At 47.1% G+C, this 18687-nt stretch carries 21 protein-coding genes; 19 read left to right on the forward strand and 2 right to left on the reverse strand.

The features are described 5' to 3' along the window. Positions 1–40 precede the first annotated feature (40 nt). The 9 genes from mreC (at position 41) to MUB35_RS24475 (ending at position 8661) form a co-directional block, all read left to right on the forward strand. Entirely contained in the window at positions 41–898 is an 858-nt protein-coding gene (gene mreC, locus MUB35_RS24435) for a rod shape-determining protein MreC (protein WP_033142445.1), read from the forward strand. Continuing rightward, complete coding sequence (gene mreD / locus MUB35_RS24440) at positions 899–1432, forward strand: rod shape-determining protein MreD (RefSeq protein ID WP_081960454.1); 534 nt, start codon at positions 899–901, stop codon at positions 1430–1432. It begins immediately after the preceding gene. Continuing rightward, a complete protein-coding gene (locus tag MUB35_RS24445; protein ID WP_033142420.1) occupies positions 1417–4311 on the forward strand; it encodes a penicillin-binding transpeptidase domain-containing protein in 2895 nt (964 codons plus the stop codon). Before mreD ends, MUB35_RS24445 begins: the two co-directional genes overlap by 16 nt. A 120-nt stretch (positions 4312–4431) precedes the next feature. Continuing rightward, on the forward strand, positions 4432–5220 hold the full coding sequence (minD, locus tag MUB35_RS24450) for a septum site-determining protein MinD (protein ID WP_033142419.1): 789 nt from the start codon (positions 4432–4434) through the stop codon (positions 5218–5220). Positions 5221–5240: 20 nt separating this feature from the next. Continuing rightward, positions 5241–5495, forward strand: coding sequence for a cell division topological specificity factor MinE (gene minE / locus MUB35_RS24455; RefSeq protein WP_225305322.1), 255 nt, complete (start codon positions 5241–5243; stop codon positions 5493–5495). A gap of 43 nt (positions 5496–5538) precedes the next feature. Beyond that, positions 5539–6669 (forward strand): FtsW/RodA/SpoVE family cell cycle protein, encoded by a 1131-nt coding sequence (locus MUB35_RS24460; protein ID WP_033142417.1) that lies wholly within the window; start codon positions 5539–5541, stop codon positions 6667–6669. Next, entirely contained in the window at positions 6666–7061 is a 396-nt protein-coding gene (locus tag MUB35_RS24465) for a methylglyoxal synthase (protein WP_033142416.1), read from the forward strand. The genes MUB35_RS24460 and MUB35_RS24465 overlap by 4 nt, the downstream gene beginning before the upstream one ends. Continuing rightward, positions 7045–8094 (forward strand): D-alanyl-D-alanine carboxypeptidase family protein, encoded by a 1050-nt coding sequence (locus tag MUB35_RS24470; protein WP_033142415.1) that lies wholly within the window; start codon positions 7045–7047, stop codon positions 8092–8094. Before MUB35_RS24465 ends, MUB35_RS24470 begins: the two co-directional genes overlap by 17 nt. Positions 8095–8235: 141 nt before the next feature. After that, entirely contained in the window at positions 8236–8661 is a 426-nt protein-coding gene (locus tag MUB35_RS24475) for a hypothetical protein (protein WP_033142414.1), read from the forward strand. Between the two features lie 79 nt (positions 8662–8740). On the opposite strand, the gene MUB35_RS24480 is transcribed toward MUB35_RS24475, so the two are convergent. Continuing rightward, positions 8741–8953 carry a DUF378 domain-containing protein gene (locus MUB35_RS24480; protein WP_033142413.1) on the reverse strand — a complete coding sequence of 71 codons (213 nt, stop codon included), beginning with the start codon at positions 8951–8953 and terminating at the stop codon, positions 8741–8743. Positions 8954–9099: 146 nt separating this feature from the next. On the opposite strand from MUB35_RS24480, the gene MUB35_RS24485 reads away from it, so the two are divergent. The 8 genes from MUB35_RS24485 to MUB35_RS24520 all read left to right on the forward strand — a co-directional run bounded on the left by MUB35_RS24485 (position 9100) and on the right by MUB35_RS24520 (position 15988). After that, entirely contained in the window at positions 9100–10563 is a 1464-nt protein-coding gene (locus tag MUB35_RS24485) for an HlyD family efflux transporter periplasmic adaptor subunit (protein ID WP_242849995.1), read from the forward strand. Positions 10564–10576: 13 nt separating this feature from the next. Beyond that, positions 10577–11272 (forward strand): YggS family pyridoxal phosphate-dependent enzyme, encoded by a 696-nt coding sequence (locus MUB35_RS24490; RefSeq protein ID WP_033142411.1) that lies wholly within the window; start codon positions 10577–10579, stop codon positions 11270–11272. Positions 11273–11288: 16 nt separating this feature from the next. Then, positions 11289–11885, forward strand: a complete 597-nt coding sequence (locus MUB35_RS24495; protein WP_033142410.1) for a cell division protein SepF — start codon at positions 11289–11291, stop codon at positions 11883–11885. Between the two features lie 18 nt (positions 11886–11903). Continuing rightward, positions 11904–12656: a YlmH family RNA-binding protein gene (locus tag MUB35_RS24500; protein WP_033142409.1), complete on the forward strand. Its 753-nt coding sequence runs from the start codon at positions 11904–11906 to the stop codon at positions 12654–12656. Positions 12657–12672: 16 nt separating this feature from the next. Continuing rightward, positions 12673–13764: a 3-dehydroquinate synthase gene (aroB, locus tag MUB35_RS24505; protein WP_033142408.1), complete on the forward strand. Its 1092-nt coding sequence runs from the start codon at positions 12673–12675 to the stop codon at positions 13762–13764. A 16-nt stretch (positions 13765–13780) separates the two neighbouring features. Beyond that, on the forward strand, positions 13781–14302 hold the full coding sequence (gene lspA / locus MUB35_RS24510; RefSeq protein ID WP_033142407.1) for a signal peptidase II: 522 nt from the start codon (positions 13781–13783) through the stop codon (positions 14300–14302). Continuing rightward, positions 14299–15213, forward strand: a complete 915-nt coding sequence (locus MUB35_RS24515; RefSeq protein ID WP_033142443.1) for an RluA family pseudouridine synthase — start codon at positions 14299–14301, stop codon at positions 15211–15213. Before lspA ends, MUB35_RS24515 begins: the two co-directional genes overlap by 4 nt. 139 nt (positions 15214–15352) lie before the next feature. After that, positions 15353–15988, forward strand: coding sequence for a cytidylate kinase-like family protein (locus tag MUB35_RS24520; protein ID WP_033142406.1), 636 nt, complete (start codon positions 15353–15355; stop codon positions 15986–15988). 81 nt (positions 15989–16069) lie between these two features. On the opposite strand, the gene MUB35_RS24525 is transcribed toward MUB35_RS24520, so the two are convergent. Further along, positions 16070–16798: a tRNA 2-thiocytidine biosynthesis TtcA family protein gene (locus MUB35_RS24525; RefSeq protein WP_033142405.1), complete on the reverse strand. Its 729-nt coding sequence runs from the start codon at positions 16796–16798 to the stop codon at positions 16070–16072. Positions 16799–16933: 135 nt separating this feature from the next. Here MUB35_RS24525 and MUB35_RS24530 point away from each other — a divergent pair, with 135 nt between their 5' ends. Further along, the gene (locus tag MUB35_RS24530) at positions 16934–18232 is read left to right on the forward strand and encodes an AI-2E family transporter (RefSeq protein ID WP_033142404.1); all 1299 of its coding nucleotides are present in this window, start codon (positions 16934–16936) and stop codon (positions 18230–18232) included. Next, positions 18229–18678, forward strand: coding sequence for a D-aminoacyl-tRNA deacylase (dtd, locus tag MUB35_RS24535; protein ID WP_033142403.1), 450 nt, complete (start codon positions 18229–18231; stop codon positions 18676–18678). Before MUB35_RS24530 ends, dtd begins: the two co-directional genes overlap by 4 nt. Positions 18679–18687 lie beyond the last annotated feature (9 nt).

Genomic DNA, 18687 nt, shown 5'->3' on the forward strand with positions numbered 1-18687 from the left:
ACTTTCTGCTGACATGAATAAAAAGCTGAGGTTTTATAGAATGAAAAAAAAGCATGATTGGAACATAAAAAGTAAACACATCCTGGTTGTGATGATTCTGGTGTGCATCAGTTTGATGCTCCTCACCTTCGCAGGAAAATTTCCGGCCGCACCGGTCAGGAAGGCAGCCAGCTACGCCGTTGTACCTTTCCAGAACGGCATCAATAAAGTAGGAACCGCCCTAAGCGATATGACCTCCGGCTTCCGCAATAAAAAAAAGCTGGTGGAGGAGAATAAAAAGCTTCAGAGCAAGGTGGATGAACTCACCGCTGAGAACAGCCGCCTGACCCAGTCCATCAGTGAACTGGACCGTCTGAAAAAGCTTTACGACCTTGACAAAGAGTACAGCGAGTACGACAAGGTAGGCGCTGAGGTCATCAGCAAGAATTCCGGCAACTGGTTTTCCACCTTTACCATCAATAAAGGCAGCGATGACGGCATCCAGAAAGACTGCAATGTCATTGCAGGAAGCGGACTGGTCGGCATAGTCACAGAGGTGGGGAAAAACTGGGCAACCGTTCGGTCCATCATTGATGACACCAGCAACGTGGGTGCCATGACCATGACCACCTCCGACACCTGCATTGTTTCAGGTGACATGCGTCTGATCGATGAGGGCAAACTGCAGTTTATCCATCTCAAAGACCAGGACGATAAAATACAGGAAGGCGAAAAAATTGTTACATCCGCAGTGAGCGACAAATTTCTGAAGGGAATTCTGATAGGATATGTAAGTGAGATAGAAGAAGACCCCAACAATCTTACTAAGACAGGAACTCTGACACCTGCGGTGGACTTTGAACATCTGCAGGAGGTACTTGTGATCAAAGAACTGAAACAGCAGAAGGGAGATTCATAAATGAGAATTCAAAGGAAAGTGGTAACCCTCCTTCTGATTCTGATCTGTGCCATCCTTCAGGGAACCCTTTTCAAGGCCCTTTCCATCGGCTCCATTTCGCCGAACCTGCTGTTGATTCTGACCATTTCCTTTGGCTTTATGCGGGGAAAGAAAAACGGCATCTGGATTGGATTTTGCTGTGGCTTACTGAAGGATCTGCTCTCGGACGGACTGCTGGGCTTTTACGCCTTAGTCTATCTGTGTATCGGCTACGCGGCGGGCTGCTGCTGCAAGCTGTTTTATGACGAGGAGCTGCGTGTTCCCATCATACTCACGGCTGCAGGCGATCTGGTTTACGGCGGCCTGGTTTACGGGATGCAGTATCTGATGCGGGGACGCGTACAATTTTACTATTATTTCGGAAGGATCATCATCCCGGAAATGATCTATACGGTTCTTATGACTGTTCTTCTCTACAGGTTACTCTTTAACATTAACAAGCGGCTGACAGAACTGGAAATGAAGGAGAGAGATTCTATTTGGTTAAGAAAATAAAAAACTTTTTAAAGAAAATTTGTATCAAACGTACCACTGTGCTGTTTCTGGTATTCATTCTTATGTTTTTCATCCTGATACAGCATCTTTTCAAACTACAGATCATAGAGGGAGACGAATACGCCGACAACTTTAATCTGAGCACCACAAAAACACGTACCATCAAGAGCACCCGCGGAAATATCCGTGACCGGAACGGCCAGCTTCTTGCTCATAACCAGTTGTCCTATTCCATTATATTGGAGGATAACGGGACCTATGACTCCAACCGGGAGAAAAACCTGACCCTCAATTATGTGGCCTATTCCCTGATGAAGATTCTGGAGGCCAACGGCGAGTCCCTGGACACCTCCTTTCACATTGTGGTGGATGAAAACGGGGAATATGCCTTCGACGCCACGGATTTCACACTGAACCGTTTTAAGGCCGATGTCTACGGACAGGCTAAGATCGATTCCCTGGAAGAAGACCAGCTGAATGCTTCCGCCAAAAAGATCATGGATTATCTGTGCAGCGCGGAGCGCTTCGGCCTTGTAAATAAAGATGACCCGTACACAGCGGAAGAGCTGAAAAAACATGACCTGCCGGAATCCTTCACCCCGGAGGAAACCCTGGCCATTGTCCGCATCCGTTATGCGCTGTCTGCCAACAGCTTCAAAAAATATGTGCCGGCCACCATCGCCACCAATGTGAGCGAGGAGACCGTTGCCATGGTAATGGAGAATAAGGACAAGCTGCAGGGCGTTGATATTATGGAAGACTCCATCCGCGTGTATGACGACGGCGTGTATTTTGCCCCCATTATCGGATACACCGGCAAAGCCTCCGCAGAGGAATTGGAAGAGTTAAAAAAAGATAATGCGGACTACTCCACAGATGCTGTGATCGGCAAAACAGGAATTGAGCAGTACATGGAGACCACCCTGCAGGGAAAAGACGGGCAGGAGCAGGTAACGGTTGACAACCTGGGCAAAGTACTGCAGATCAATGAGGATTCCAGGATTGAGCCTGTATCCGGTGATGATGTTTACCTGACCATTGACAAGGACCTGCAGGAGCTGGCTTATCATGTACTGGAGCAGAAGATCGCAGGTATCCTTTCCGATAATATTATTATGGCTAAGGAGTTCGACCAGGATTCCACCAACAATGATACCAGCAACATCCGGACACCAATCTATGATGTATATAATGCCCTGATCGGCAACAGCGTCATAGATACCAGTCACTTTAAGGAAGAAGATGCCTCTGAGACTGAGCAGACCATCTACGGCCTGTTCACCCAGAAACAGGCAGAGGTCTTTGAATCCATCCGGCAGGAGCTGACCGCTGCTGCACCGGAGGCCTATAAGGACCTTCCAAAAGAAATGCAGGAGTATCAGAGTTATATTGTCAACGATTTCCTTATGAACAAAAAGGGAATCCTCTCTCTGGACGCCATAGATGCTTCGGACCCGACCTATATCGCATGGACAAAAGACAGTTCCATCAGCTTAAAAGAATTTCTGACTTACGCGGCAAGCCAGAACTGGATCGATATCTCCCAGTTCTACGCGGAGGGAGATTATCTGGATTCCACAGAAGTGTATAATGCACTTTCCGAATATCTGACAGAGTCCCTGACAAATGATTCGGAATTCTCCAAGATCATATATAAATACATGATCCTGTCGGATACCATATCCGGAAACCAGCTCTGTCTGGTTCTCTTTGACCAGGGAATTCTTGAGGCTGACGAGGAGACCTATAACGCCCTTGCCTCCGGACAGAAGAAATCCTATGATTTTCTGAAGGAGAAGATCAGCAGTCTGGAGATCACGCCGGCACAGCTGGCCCTTGATCCCTGCTCCGGCTCTCTTGTGATGACAGATGTAAATTCCGGGGAAGTGCTGGCCTGTGTCACCTATCCCGGATATGACAATAACCGTCTGGCCAATCAGATGGATGTAGATTATTACGCGAAGCTTTCCCTTGACCTTTCAAGGCCCTTCTTTAATAAGGCCACACAGCAGAAGACTGCACCCGGTTCCACATTTAAAATTGTGACGGCAGTAGCAGGAATGGAAGAGGGACTTGTGGACGATAATTATGGTGTGACCTGTACCGGTGAATTTACAAAAGTTACGCCGCCCATCAAGTGCTGGCTGCACACCGGACACGGCTATCTGGGAATACAGGGGGCCATCAAGAATTCCTGTAATACCTTCTTTAACCAGGTGGTCTATGACCTGGGCACGGACTCCGACGGGAATTTCTCGGATTCTCTGGGACTTGAAAAGCTCCGCAAATATGCAGAACTGTTCCAGCTTGACCAGAAATCGGGCCTTGAGATCACAGAGGCCGAACCGCAGATCACAGACGAGGCTGCCGTGGCATCTGCCATCGGACAGGGTACCAACAACTACACAACCTCACAGCTGGCGCGCTACGCCACCACAATCGCAAGCCGGGGAAACATTTATTCGTTGTCCCTTCTTGATAAAGTTACAGACTCCAAAGGAAACCTCATCGAAGACTACACACCGGAGCTGAAGGCTACTATGGATATTCCCAACAATGAATGGGATATCATCCACGCAGGAATGCGGGAAGTAGTAGAAAACAATGATGCCTTCCAGGATTTTGATTACCCGGTATCCGGTAAGACCGGTACCGCCCAGGAGGTTACGACCCGGCCCAGCCACGGACTTTTCATCGGATTTGCTCCATCGGACAATCCGGAGATCGCCATGGCAGTCCGCATTGCCAATGGTTACAGTTCCACCAATGCGGCAGCAGTAGCAAAAGATGTAATCAGCTATAAGTACAATCTTGTGGATAAAGATGCGATCGTGACCGGAACGGCATCCGCAGGCGGAAGTACACAGCAGACAGACTAAACCTTTTTTGAGTCTTGAAAATACGCATGAAAAGTAAAGGCGGTTAATACCGCAGTTTCGCAGCGGTTCAGCTTGTCTGAACTGTTGCGCGGTTTCAAAAAGGATTTAGGAGGATAGGATATGAGTGAAATTATTGTAGTGACTTCCGGAAAAGGCGGGGTCGGAAAAACCACCGTTACGGCAAATCTGGGCCTTGGACTTGCAAAGCTCAACAAAAAGGTTGTCGTGGTGGACACAGACATCGGGCTTCGGAACCTGGATGTGGTTCTGGGGCTTGAGAACAGGATTGTCTATAACCTGATCGATGTCATTGAGGGGAGCTGCCGTATGAAGCAGGCGCTCATCCGGGACAAACAGTGTGACAATCTCTGCCTTCTGCCCTCGGCCCAGACCAGAGACAAGACAGCTATCACGCCTGAACAGATGATTAAGCTGACAGATGATCTGTCAGAAGAATTTGACTATATTCTGCTGGACTGCCCTGCAGGTATTGAACAGGGCTTCAAAAACGCCATTGCAGGGGCGAACCGGGCCATTGTGGTAACCACACCGGAAGTCTCCGCCATCCGTGATGCTGACCGTATCATCGGGCTTCTCCAGGCAAATGAAATGCCAAGAGTACAGCTTATCATCAACCGTCTGCGCATGGATATGATAAGACGCGGGGAGATGATGTCCGTGGAAGATGTCACGGAGATTCTGGCAGTGGAGCTTCTGGGCGCGATCCCGGATGACGAGGCTGTGGTCATTGCCACGAATCAGGGGGAACCTCTCTGCGGGCAGGATTCCATGTCAGGACAGGCATTTTTGAACATCTGCCGCAGGATAGCGGGAGAGGATGTACCTTTCCTGAATTTCCAGGCAAAGCAGGGTGTATTCAAAAGGCTGTCCGGTATCTTTAAAAAATAATAAGGTAAGGGAGGGCCTGCGTGTTGATTCATTTTCGGAATAAACGTTCCGGTCATGTAGCAAAAGACCGGCTGAAGCTTCTCCTCGTATCCGAGAGGCTGGATTGTTCTCCACAAATGATGACCATGCTTCAAAACGATATGATCCGTGCAGTGAGCAGATATTTCACCGTACAGGAACAGAAAGTGGAAATCCGTTATCTGAAGGATACCACCACCGTTTTGGCAAAGATTCCTCTGAAAGCAGATATACAGGAATCCTATCCCGGTTTTTAGGAACAGGTAAAAAAGGACTTTAAGGATAAAACTAGGTGTTTTCATGATTAAACAATATAAACTACGCGACTATAATTTCAGACTGGTGCTGTTTCTGGTTGTGCTCACCTTTATGGGAGTGCTGCTGGTAGGAAGTGCGGAACCGGATCTGCAGAAAAAGCAGTTCTTCGGTATGATGCTGGGGTTTATCGTCATGGTGATCATATCCCTGATGGATTTCAGCTGGATCCTGAACTTTTACTGGATCATGTATGTGGGCAATATCCTCATGCTTCTTCTGGTACGGCTGTTCGGTACGGAATCAAAAGGTGCCGCCAGATGGCTGAGTATCGGAAGTTTCCAGTTCCAGCCCACAGAGCTGTCGAAGATCATCATCATTCTGTTTCTCGCACGCTACTTAATGGAACACGAGGAAGATTTGAATACATTTAAGACAATATTGAAGACAGTGGTGCTGATTGCCATACCTCTGCTTCTGATTTATAACCAGCCGGACTTGAAAAATACCATCACAATTGCTATACTTTTCTGTATACTGCTGTATCTCGCAGGACTGAGTTATAAAATTATAGGCGGGGCGCTGCTGATCGCCATACCTCTGGTGGTTGTATTTCTGTTCATCGTCATACAGCCGGACCAGAAGCTCATAAAAGATTACCAGAGAGACCGAATCATGACATTTTTGTATCCTGAGGAGGAAGAATATTCCGACGATGTCCTCCAGCAGCAGAATTCCATCATGGCCATCGGTTCCGGAAAACTGACAGGAAAAGGATTAAACAACAATGAGGTGGCAACTGCCAACAAGGGAAACTTTGTATCGGAGAGCCAGACAGACTTTATCTTTTCCGTTGCAGGTGAGGAACTGGGATTTCTGGGCTGTACGGCGCTGCTGCTGCTTATGTTTTTGATCATCTTTGAATGTATGAGGACGGGCAGGAGGGCCAAGGATCTATCCGGCAGCCTTATATGCTACGGTATGGCTTCCATAATAGCAGTACAGAGCTTTATCAACATCTGCGTGGCAACGGGACTTGGCCCCAACACAGGTACGCCGCTTCCCTTTGTCAGCTATGGGCTTTCTTCCATGGTAAGCCTTTATATCGGTATGGGACTGGTGTTAAATGTCAGTCTTCAGAAAAACAGAACCTACAGGGAGGTAGAAAAATCGTGAACATCGGATTAATCGCACACAACTCTAAGAAAAAATTAATGCAGAACTTCTGCATTGCCTACAGGAGCGTCCTGTCAAAAAATGACCTGTATGCCACCGGCACAACAGGCAGGCTCATTGAGGAGGCTTCCAATCTAACAGTACACAAATTCCTGGCCGGACACCTGGGCGGTGAACAGCAGATGGGCGCTTTGATCGAGCAGAACCAGATGGACCTTATCATTTATCTGCGTGAGCCGCTGGCACCGCAGAAGCATGATCCGGATGTAAAACGGATTTTTCATCTGTGTGATACACATAATATCCCGCTGGCAACCAATCTTGCAACAGCAGAAATGATGATCAAATCACTTGACAGAGGAGAGTTAGACTGGCGTGAAATGTACAAATAAACCGAAAAAAAGGCTTTCCAAAAAAGCACAGAGAAAACGTAAGATCAGACGCACCCTGTTTCTCAGTATGTTTTTCGTCATCCTGCTTCTTGCAGGTGTCCTGGGGATTTTCATGCTGAAGGGAAAACAGGCGGTGGATGCACCCATGGCTTTTAAGCTGACCACCGAAGTATTCGGTCAGACCATAGGCGAGGATTCCCTGGTGGCGGAAGGCGTGGCAGCGGATTTGTGCGTGGGCGCAGGTGACACACCTCTGGAAGGGATCGAGACTCAGGGGGAGGAGAGGGCAGCGCTCTTTGACATCAAAGATAAAAAACTGCTTTTTTCAAAATCTCTGTATGAGAAATCCTATCCGGCCAGTATCACCAAGATCATGACAGCACTGGTAGCTCTTGATAAGGCCAACATGGATGAGGTTGTGACCATTCAGGCACAGGACGTCCAGCTTGAGGCAGATTCCCAGGTCTGCGGGCTTTTGGAGGGAGACCAGATATCCATGGACCAGCTCTTCCATGCGCTTCTTGTCTATTCCGCCAATGACGCGGCCATGGCTATTGCCAGAACCGTAGGCGGCAGTGTGGAAAGCTTTGTGGATATGATGAATGAGGAGGCCCAGCGTCTCGGTATGACGGGAACACATTTTGTGAACCCACACGGTCTTCACGATGATGACCATTACACCACGGTCTACGACATTTATCTGATGTTAAATGAAGCCATGAAACATCAGGAGTTCACAGATATCACCCAGTTAAGCAATTATACCATTAATTACAAAGCAGCGGACGGAACTGCCATGCAGAAGTGGCTGGATGCCACAGACCAGTATCTGACAGGCGAGTCCAGCGCACCAAAGGGCGTTACCATCCTGGGCGGCAAGACCGGTACCACGGGAAAAGCAGGCGCCTGCCTGGCTTTAATGGTACAGAATAACTATGGGGAACCATATGTGTCCATCGTTCTGGATGCAGAAAACAAACCTGTTTTGTATGAGCGAATGAACCAGCTTCTGGAGAAAGTGAACCGTTCCTGAAGAAAAAATGAAATTTCAAAAAATAGCAGAAATTTTTTATTTTACCATTGTATTTTTGAACGAAATGCACTATAATTAATTCCAAGATAACCACGTTTTTAGTAAATATACATATTACGTGCGGCTAAGGAGGAAAATGCGATGGTTCAGTTAATTGTAGGTGAAAAAGGTAAAGGAAAGACAAAAATTCTTCTAGACAAGGCTAATGCTGAGGTCAAGAACGCGAACGGCTCAGTTGTTTACTTAGATAAGAGTACAAAGCACATGTATGAGCTGAATAATAAAATCCGTCTGATTGATGTGATGGAGTACGGTATTGAAAACAGTGATGAATTCGTTGGTTTTATCCGCGGTATTGTTTCCCAGGATCATGATCTGGAGCAGATGTACCTGGATGGTTTCCTGAAGATTTCCAGACTGGAATCCTGTCCGGAGAATATTTCAAAAGTTATGGCCAGCCTTGAAAAGATTTCAGAGACTTATAAGATTTCCTTTATTATCAGCCTTTCAAAAGACGAAAAGGATCTTCCTGAAGATGTAAAGCATATGATCGTTACATCCTTATAAAATAAACAAAACAAAAGAGCAAAAAGCCGCTGCACACCCTGAAAAAACCAGGCGTGCGGCGGCTTCTTTTTGTGCGTGCTCAGCGGTCACCCAGAGATGTGATCCTTCCGAAGAGGCTCAGCAGATAGAGTCCGCAGATTCCTACGATGACATATACAATTCTGGAAAGCCATGTCATGTCTCCGAACAGGAATGTAACCAGATTAAAACGGAACAGTCCGATTAATCCCCAGTTGAGGGCACCGATAACGGTAATAACCAATGCGGTATAATCTAATCCATTTGATTTCATGATAATTCCTCCTTTATCTTTTTCTATTTTCTGCATTATTTATAATTTTTATACAATAAAATTGGCTATTGTACTTAAATGCTGAAAATGTTAAAATGGAAAACGATAATGAAAGGAGATTTTCATTCCAATTGAGAGAAAAAATATTGACATTCATAAAAAACCTGCTGAAAATCATAAAAAAGATTTTTACTTTTAATATCGCCACACTGCTTTTCGGGGCACTGTTCATTTATATGCTGATAACGGTTCTGCTCTATATCACCTCCACCCATGTCACTTCCTATCAGGTGACAGCCGGACCCTTGTCCAGGAACCCGGTCAGCACAGCCTTAGCTGTCAGAGATGAGGAGATCGTCACTGCGGAAAGCCCCGGATATGTGCGCTACTATGCCAGGGAGGGAATGAAAGTACGCAAGAACGGCAATGTCTATGCTCTGAGTGATACCAAAAATGTCAAGGCTGACATCACACTGTCCAAAGACCAGTTGGAGGAAGTACGCGCTGGGATCGCGGATTTTTCCAACAACTTCAGCGGTACGGATTTCTACGATACCTACAGCTTCAAATATGAGATGCAGGGTCTTATCTTCCAACAGGCATTATCTTCCCAGAAAGCGCCGGCTGACGCTGTGGAGGATGACGAAGAGGAGAGCGGCGTAACTGTCATCCAGGGGTCCAAGACTTTTGGAAACCAGGTGGTACATACAGCGCCGAATGCCGGTCTTGTGGTGTATTCCACAGACGGGTATGAGGGAAAGACCGTGGAGGATCTGACGGAGGAGGATTTCAGCCAGAAAGCCTACGAGAAAAATGACCTTCTCACAGACGAAGAGATTAAGGCCGGAGACCCGGTCTATAAACTGATCCGGGATGATAACTGGACCCTTATGGTCCCTCTCTCCGATAAACTGGCTGCCAAGCTTGCAGACCGCAGCAGCATCAAAGTGAAGTTTTTAAAGGACGGCGAGACACAGACAGGACAGCTCTCCATATTGAATGTGGGAAGCCAAAAAGTGGCGAAGATCGCCCTGAAAAACGGCATGGTGCGCTATGCTGCTGACCGGTTTCTGAAGATAGAACTGGTCATCAACACCCAGAGCGGTTTAAAAATACCCATGAGCTCTATTGTCACCAAAGAATTCTATATGATTCCCTCTTCTTTTCTGACGAAAGGCGGCAACGAGGATTCCGCCGGATTTCTCCGGGAGACAGTCACCAAGGGCGGCGAAAAGACAACAGAGTTTGTATCAGCCACGATTTATAAAAATACAGCGGAAGAGAGTCAGGATACAGAGGTATCCGAAAACACCGATGACACCGGCTCCAAGGACGGTTATTGTTATGTGGACAAGCAGACCTTTAAGGACGGGGACGTACTCCGTAAGCCGGAAACAGAGGAAACCTTTGTGGTCGGTGAGATTGATTATCTGGAGGGTGTCTACAGCATGAACAAAGGATACGCGGTGTTCCGGCAGATTGATATCATTGACCAGAATGAAGAATACTGTATTGTAAAAACCAACACTTCTTACGGTCTGGAAGCCTTTGACAGAATTGTGGAGGACGGAGAGAGCGTAAAAGAAGAAGATATACTGACAGGAAAGTAAGGAGAGATGAAACATGAGTGTATGTGAAAATTATCTTGCAGTAGAAGAAAAAGTAAAAGAAGCCTGCCGGCGTGCCGGAAGGAGCCGGGATGAGGTTACCCTGATCGCAGTGAGCAAGACAAAACCCATGTCCATGATAGAGGAGCTTCTCCCTCTGGGCGTAGTGGATTTCGGCGAGAATAAGGTGCAGGAGCTGACCGCCAAGGAGGAGGCACTTCCCTCCCATATCCGCTGGCACATGATCGGGCATCTGCAGAGAAATAAAGTAAAATACATTGTGGACAAAGCCTTTCTGATCCACTCCGTGGATTCCCTGCGCCTGGCAGAGGCAATCAGCCAGGAAGCCGGAAAGAAAAACGTCACAGCCAATATTCTCATTGAGGTCAATGTGGCCGGTGAGGACAGCAAATTCGGTGTACGCCCGGAAGAGACGGCAGCACTGGCAGAGGCCATTTCAAAACTTCCGAATATTTCGGTGAAGGGCCTGATGACCATCGCCCCATTTGTTGAAAATGCTGAAGAAAACAGGGAAGTTTTTAGAAATTTAAGAAAATTAAGTGTTGACATTGAAGAGAAAAAATTTAATAATGTTACTATGGCCGTGCTCAGCATGGGCATGACTGGTGATTATGAGGTTGCCATTGAAGAGGGTGCCACCATGGTCCGTGTAGGAACCGGCATCTTCGGAGAAAGAGATTATAGCAAATAAGATTGGAGATTTTATCATGGGTGTTTTAGATAAGTTTTTAGATGCAATCAAAGTGAACGACGATTACGACGATGACGAATTTCTGGATGATGAGTTCGATGACGACTTCGATGACGAAAAACCCAAGAGACGTTTCTTCAAAAAATTAGAGGAAGATGATGACGACTTAGATGACTACGAACCGCGCAGAAGAGCGGAGAAACAGCCTGCTCCCAAAGCTGCCAAGACAGCCAAACCGCAAAAGACGGTCAAGTCCCCATCTTCAGCTTCCGCTTCCTCCTCCAAGGTTACCCCGATGCGTCAGGTAAAAAGAACAGGCAGCGCGATGGAAGTCTGCGTGATCAAGCCCACCAATATGGAAGATACCAGAGAAATTGCAGATACACTGATCGCCAACTGCACCGTTATCCTGAACCTGGAAGGCCTGGATATGGAAGTTGCACAGAGGATCATTGATTTTACTTCAGGTTCCTGCTATTCCATAGGCGGAAGCCTGCAGAAAGTGTCCAGCTACATATTTATTCTGACACCGGCAAGCGTGGACATTACAGGAGACTATCAGCAGATATTAAGCGGTGCTTTTGACATCCCGTCCATACGGACCGAATATTAAGGACAGAGTGGACAAACCATGGAAAAAGAAGTTTTATTTGAAAAACGTATGAAAGAGTTAAGTAAGAATGCCTATTACCGCGGTGTTCTTACTTTCTCTGATTTTCTGGACTTAAATGAATTGCATATGTTGCACAGCCTGCCAAAGAATGAATCAGGGGTCAAAGTGGAGACCTTCGGAGGCTATGCATTGGCAGAGCGTCAGATGGCAGCATTCATCCCTGATGCTCTTTTCTTTCAGCAGGATTATCCCATCTCCTGCATCCAGATCCGGCCTGCGGCGGAGAAATTCGCAGAGAGCCTGACGCACAGGGATTATCTGGGAGCCATATTAAACCTGGGTATTGAGAGAAGCAAGATCGGGGATATCCTGGTGGACGGGAAGACAGCCCATGTCTTCTGCCATGAGAACATGGCGCCGTTTCTCATGCAGGAATTGTGCCGCGTCCGCCATACGAACGTAGTGCCAAAGCTTCTTGATGCGCTGGAGGATGTGCCTGTCCTGAAAACAGAAAAAGTTTCCGGCACGGTTTCCTCTGTGAGGCTGGACAGTGTCATCGCACTGGCATTTTCCACTTCCAGAAGCAGTATCATCTCTCTGATCGAAGGGGGAAAGGTATTTGTGAACGGAAAAAACATTCTCTCCAACGGATATAACCTGAAGGAAGGAGATATTGTGTCTGTGCGCGGCAGAGGAAAGTTCCGTTTTGAGGAAGTGGGAGGCATCACAAAAAAGAACAGGTATCATATAAGCCTGGCCAGATATTGTTAAGACAGGAGTGAAAAGAATGACAGCAGACATATTACAGGTTAGAAGAGACGGGGATTTTTCCTATCCCATTATATTCCGCAAGGATTTTTCGGATTTATCCGCGCAGCTTAAGAGACTGGAATTCTCCGGGAGAAAATTCTGCATTGTGACGGACAGCACGGTTGCTCCGCTGTATTTAAATACCGTGAAAAAAGAGCTGGAACGGTGTGCCTGCTTTGTGACTTCCCATGTGCTTCCCGCCGGGGAGGAGAATAAGACACTGGAACAGGTCCAGGGGATATATCAGCATTTGATCGAAATGCACTTTGACCGGAAGGATTTTCTGGTTGCCCTCGGGGGCGGTGTGGTAGGTGATATGACCGGATTTGCGGCGGCTACCTATCTGCGGGGAATTGACTTTATTCAGGTACCCACCACACTTCTGGCCCAGGTGGACAGCAGTATCGGCGGCAAGACAGGTGTGGATTTCTTAAAATACAAAAATATGGTGGGTGCGTTCCATCAGCCCCGCATGGTATATATGAATGTGAGCACATTATGCACGTTGCCCCTGGAGCAGTTTTCCTGCGGTATGGGGGAGGTTGTGAAACACGGATTTATCCGTGACGCCTCCTATTCCCGTTGGCTGTATGAAAACCGTGCCAAAATACTTGCCCTTGACACGGATACCCTTTCCGAGATGATCTGCAGAAGCTGTGTCATCAAAAAGACTGTGGTTGAAAATGACCCCACAGAACAGGGAGAACGGGCTGTTCTGAATATGGGCCATACAGTTGGCCATGCAGTTGAAAAGCTAAAGGATTTCCGCCTGCTCCACGGCCAGTGCGTGGCAGTCGGCACGGTGGCCTCCGCATACTTATCCATGCGGCGCGGCATGATCACAGTGGAGGAGTATGAAAATGTAAAGCAGCTTCTGGAGGCTTTTGGCCTGCCTGTTTCCACAGACGGGCTGCGCGCAGAGGAAGTATTAAGCGTCACAAAGTCCGATAAAAAAATGGAGCAGGGCAGGATCAAATTCATTCTTATGAAAGAACCGGGATACGCGGTGGTGGATAAGACCGTGACAGATGAAGAACTGCTCACCGCTATCCGGGAAATACTGGAGTAGCCGCAGGGAGATGAACATGAATCAGAAAACAAAAAAAATAACTGTGCTGGTGCAGTTTCTCATCAGCGTAACTCTTTTGACCGGACTGGACCAGTGGACAAAATACCTGGCTGTCCGGCATCTGAAGGACCAGGCGGATATTCCCCTGATCCCCAATGTGCTCTATCTGCATTATCTGGAAAACAGGGGCGCTGCTTTTGGCCTTTTCCAGAACCAGTTTATTTTCTTTGGCATTATAACCGTTGTCATACTGTGCGCTGTGCTCTATGTCCTCTGGCGCATGCCTGTAAAAAGAAAGTATCTGCTATTGCGGATAATCTGCTTTGTCATCTCCGCCGGGGCAATCGGAAACTTCATTGACCGTGTCCGGCTGAATTATGTTGTGGATTTTATTTACTTTTCCCCCATTAATTTTCCTGTCTTTAATGTGGCGGATATCTATGTGGTAGTCTCCATGGCGTTATTTTTAATCTCCTTTTTGTTCCTCTACAAGGAGGAAGATTTTGCGTTTTTATCATGGAAAGGGAATGTAAAATGAAAAGAATCTGCCTTTTGGCTGACCCCTCACAGGCAGGGGAGCGTATTGACAAATATCTGGCCCTGGAACTTGACGGCTACTCCCGTTCCTTCCTTCAGAAGCAGTTAAAAGACGGAAATGTCACAGTGGGAGATAAACCGGTAAAGTCCAGCTACCAACTGGCTGAGGATGACGAGATTTGTGTCTTTATCCCGGACAACAGAGAACCGGATATTCTGCCGGAAGATATTCCCCTGTCCGTTTTATATGAAGACGAGCATCTGCTTGTGGTGGATAAGCCAAAGGGAATGGTGGTGCACCCAAGTGCGGGCCATTACAGCGGCACATTGGTGAATGCCCTCCTGTATCACTGCAGAGGTAATTTATCCGGTATCAACGGCGTGCTCCGTCCCGGCATTGTACACCGCATTGACAAGGACACTACCGGCGCCCTTCTTGTGTGCAAGACAGACCTGGCACACAGAGATCTGGCACAGCAGTTAAAAGACCACAGCATCACACGGCGGTACCGGGCGATCGTACACGGAAACCTGACAGAAGATGAGGGTACTGTAGAGGGTCCCATCGGCCGTCATCCCACGGAGCGCAAAAAAATGGCAGTCAACCAGAAAAACGGCAAACCGGCTGTCACCCATTACAGGGTGCTGGAGCGTTTCGGAAACTACACGTATATCGAATGCCGCCTGGAAACAGGGCGTACCCACCAGATTCGTGTGCATATGAGCAGCATCGGGCATCCCCTTTTAGGAGATTTGGTGTATGGCCCCAGAAAATGTCCGGTATCCGGACTGGAAGGCCAGACACTGCACGCCATGGTTTTAGGCTTTATCCATCCGGCCACGAAAGAGTACCTGGAGTTTACAGCACCTCTGCCGGAATATTTTGAAAAACTTCTCATAAAATTCCGATAAAATAATATAAATTTTATATACAGATTGGATAAAATAGATTATAATAGTTATAGTAAGATAATAATTCCACATTTGTCTGATGCATTGCTACAACAATGTCAGAGAGAGGGGATTATCGAATAGAGAGGAGTGTTTGATTATGGCAGCAAATACGGTAATTACAATTGGAAGACAATACGGAAGCGGCGGTAAAGAAGTGGGCCTGCGTCTGGCTGAAGAACTGGGCATCAAATGTTATGATAAGGAGCTTCTTGACAGGGCAGCTAAGGACAGCGGATTATGTCAGGAGTTATTCGAGAACAACGATGAAAAACCAACCAACAGTTTTTTGTATTCCCTGGTCATGGATACATATTCCTTTGGCTATTCCTCTGCGGCATTTACCGATATGCCCATCAACCACAAGGTATTCCTGGCACAGTTTGACACCATCAAAAAGCTGGCTTCCGAAGCGCCCTGCGTGATTGTGGGCCGCTGCGCGGATTATGCGCTTTCCGATTATGAAGGTGCGATCAGCGTATTTATACATGCTGATCTGGATAAACGGATCAAGAGGATCGCAAGAAAGCATGAACTGACAGATTCCGCTGCAAAAGACAGAATCCAGAAGACAGACAAGAGAAGAGCCAGCTACTATAATTACTACACCAGCAAAAAATGGGGAGATGCCACCAGTTATGACTTATGCCTGAACAGCGGCGTACTGGGCATTGATGGCTGTGTGGAAATGATCAAGAGAGCCATTGAGATCAAAGAAGGCAGAAGAGCGAAATAAGGTAGATTCCGATTTCTGCCGATACTATCTGGAAGGAGCTGTGCAGAACATAAATTCTGCACAGCTCCTTATTTTCTGTGTTTATTTCGGTATTCTTTTATCCCATCCGTTTATATTGCTGTTTAAAATGGCGGTAAACATGCGCTCTTTTGTCCCCGGATGTTCTTTTGTAAGGTCCCGGAGCAGTTCCTTGGCATACTGCCTTTTGGTATATCCGTCTACCGGGCAGGGACTTTTCTCCACCGGCAGGTCATATTTATTTTTAAATCCAATGACGTCTGCCTCCTCCACATAGAGCAGCGGACGGATCACCGTCAAATCCATGCGGTCCAGATAGGTTTTGGGCGAGAAAGTGTGGAACCTTCCCTCAAAAATCAGGGAGAGGAGCATGGTTTCCACCACATCATCCTTATGATGGGCATACGCCACCTTATTGCAGCCCAGTTTCTTCGCCTCCTCGTTGAGGGCACCTTTCCGCATCTTTGCGCAGAGGGAACAGGGATTGCTCTCTTTCCGCTCATCAAAGATGATCTGCGCGATGTCTGTCTTCACCACCGTGAACGGCAGCCCCAGGGAATCACACAGTTCTTTTATTTTCTCCACATGGAACCCGGGATGCCCCAGGTCCACAGTGATCACTTCTATGGAAAAGGGATGGGGGTAGAAGCGCATCAGCCCGTGGAGTGCATAGAGCATGGTCAGGCTGTCTTTTCCTCCTGATACACCCACAGCGATCTTATCCCCGTCCTCTATGAGGGAGAACTCATCCACCGCTTTTCTGGTGAGACTCAGTAATTTCTGTAATTTCATATCATTATCCTCCGTAGCATAATTGAATATATCATAGAAATTTAAAAAAATAAATAACTTTTTTACAGAATTATGACACAAATAATAAATTTCATGTTATAATGATTCCAGTTTATGCATAATCGGAGGCTTAACATGAAGTTTCGTTGGGATAAAAAATATTTGTATTGGGGCGTTACAGCATTTGCAGTTATTTGTGCCAGTATGCTCTTTTATTTTGGGATTTTTCATATGGACGTGCTCATACGGGGATTTCGTATTCTGAGCAGTGTCATGATGCCGGTAATCTTCGGAGTGGTCATCGCCTATCTGCTGACACCGGTTGTGAATTTTCAGGAACGGAAGATCTTCTTTCCTCTTATGAAGAGAAAGAAGATGGATATCAATAAAAAGAAGAAAAAAGCAGTCCGCTATATCTCTGTCTTTTTTGCGCTGCTGTTTGCGCTGCTGATCATCTATTCCCTGATGGCCATGATCGTGCCGTCTATTGTGGAAAGTATCATCAGCATCATCAATGACATGCCCAGATACGTGCAGAATGTGGGAAACTGGCTGAATTCCATTCTGAAGAACAATCCGGAGCTGCGTTCCACAGCCATTGATTTCTTCAACAGCTATTCCTCTAAGGTGGAGACCTGGATGAATGTCCAGCTTCTTCCCCAGGTGAAAGAGGTTCTGCAGCAGTTTACCACAGGTGTGTTCGGCGCGCTGGTCTTTATCAAGAACTTTTTGATCGGTGCCATTATTTCCGTCTATCTGATGGCTGACAAAGAAGGATTTCTCACACAGGGAAAAATGTTCATCTACGCTGCGTTTGATGCGGAGAGAGCCAATGACATCATCAAAGGCTGCCGTTTTGTGAACAGGACCTTCGGCGGTTTTGTCAACGGTAAGATCGTAGACTCTGCCATTATCGGTGTTCTGTGTTATATCCTTACCTCCATCATCGGAACCCCCTATGCAATCCTGGTCAGTGTGATCGTTGGTGTGACCAATGTGATCCCGTTCTTCGGACCGTACCTGGGCGCCATACCCAGTGCCTTTATCATACTGCTGGTCAATCCCATGCAGTGTTTGTACTTCCTGATCACCATCCTGCTGCTACAGCAGTTTGACGGTAATATTCTTGGCCCAAAGATTCTGGGCGGCTCCACAGGCCTTTCCAGTTTTATGGTCATTGTGGCTATTCTGCTGTTCGGCGGACTGCTTGGCATTCCGGGCATGATCATCGGTGTGCCGGTGTGGGCTGTTATTGTGGCAGGCCTTAAATACCTGCGCAATTCCTGGCTGAAAAAGAAGGATCTGCCTACAGAGGAGAATAGGTATCAGAATGTGGATTTTATCAATCCGGAAACCCTGGAGCCGGTAAAAATGGTTCCTGAGGAAGAGAAAGACGAGAAAGAAAAGAAAAAAAGGAGTTTTTTGCGTAAATGAAATTTGTAATTCAAAAAGTCAGTGAGGCGTCTGTCCATGTGGAAGGGGAGTGCATAGGCAGGATCAACCGCGGATTTCTTGTTTTTGTGGGAATCGGCAGGGAGGACACAAAAGAGACTGCAGACCAGTACATTAAGAAAATGGTCAATCTCCGGATCTTTACGGATGCAGAAGGAAAGACAAACCTGTCTCTGGCCGATGTGGGCGGGGAGGTGCTTCTGATATCCCAGTTCACACTGTACGCCAACTGCAGAAAAGGCAGCCGGCCCAGCTTCTTTGGCGCAGGAGAACCTCAGATGGCGGAAGCGCTTTATGAATATATCATCGAGAAGACAAGAGAACAAGTCCCTGTAGTCAGAACCGGCAGATTCGGTGCCCTGATGCAGGTATCGCTTGTAAACGAGGGACCTTTTACCATTATATTGGATGAAAGTACATTTGCGTAAGGGGGAGAA

It is taken from the genome of Blautia sp. NSJ-175 (genome assembly GCF_022867815.1).
In the GTDB taxonomy this organism is placed as follows: Bacteria; Bacillota; Clostridia; order Lachnospirales; family Lachnospiraceae; genus Blautia; species Blautia celeris.

What these genes read in the sequence shown, in the direction of transcription:
- mreC (WP_033142445.1), top strand. Translation starts at nt 41, where the DNA reads ATGAAAAAAAAGCATGATTGGAACATAAAAAGTAAACACATCCTGGTT.
- mreD (WP_081960454.1), top strand. Translation starts at nt 899, where the DNA reads ATGAGAATTCAAAGGAAAGTGGTAACCCTCCTTCTGATTCTGATCTGT.
- minD (WP_033142419.1), top strand. Translation starts at nt 4,432, where the DNA reads ATGAGTGAAATTATTGTAGTGACTTCCGGAAAAGGCGGGGTCGGAAAA.
- MUB35_RS24460 (WP_033142417.1), top strand. Translation starts at nt 5,539, where the DNA reads ATGATTAAACAATATAAACTACGCGACTATAATTTCAGACTGGTGCTG.
- MUB35_RS24475 (WP_033142414.1), top strand. Translation starts at nt 8,236, where the DNA reads ATGGTTCAGTTAATTGTAGGTGAAAAAGGTAAAGGAAAGACAAAAATT.
- MUB35_RS24480 (WP_033142413.1), bottom strand. Translation starts at nt 8,953, where the DNA reads ATGAAATCAAATGGATTAGATTATACCGCATTGGTTATTACCGTTATC.
- MUB35_RS24490 (WP_033142411.1), top strand. Translation starts at nt 10,577, where the DNA reads ATGAGTGTATGTGAAAATTATCTTGCAGTAGAAGAAAAAGTAAAAGAA.
- MUB35_RS24495 (WP_033142410.1), top strand. Translation starts at nt 11,289, where the DNA reads ATGGGTGTTTTAGATAAGTTTTTAGATGCAATCAAAGTGAACGACGAT.
- MUB35_RS24500 (WP_033142409.1), top strand. Translation starts at nt 11,904, where the DNA reads ATGGAAAAAGAAGTTTTATTTGAAAAACGTATGAAAGAGTTAAGTAAG.
- aroB (WP_033142408.1), top strand. Translation starts at nt 12,673, where the DNA reads ATGACAGCAGACATATTACAGGTTAGAAGAGACGGGGATTTTTCCTAT.
- lspA (WP_033142407.1), top strand. Translation starts at nt 13,781, where the DNA reads ATGAATCAGAAAACAAAAAAAATAACTGTGCTGGTGCAGTTTCTCATC.
- MUB35_RS24515 (WP_033142443.1), top strand. Translation starts at nt 14,299, where the DNA reads ATGAAAAGAATCTGCCTTTTGGCTGACCCCTCACAGGCAGGGGAGCGT.
- MUB35_RS24520 (WP_033142406.1), top strand. Translation starts at nt 15,353, where the DNA reads ATGGCAGCAAATACGGTAATTACAATTGGAAGACAATACGGAAGCGGC.
- MUB35_RS24525 (WP_033142405.1), bottom strand. Translation starts at nt 16,798, where the DNA reads ATGAAATTACAGAAATTACTGAGTCTCACCAGAAAAGCGGTGGATGAG.
- MUB35_RS24530 (WP_033142404.1), top strand. Translation starts at nt 16,934, where the DNA reads ATGAAGTTTCGTTGGGATAAAAAATATTTGTATTGGGGCGTTACAGCA.
- dtd (WP_033142403.1), top strand. Translation starts at nt 18,229, where the DNA reads ATGAAATTTGTAATTCAAAAAGTCAGTGAGGCGTCTGTCCATGTGGAA.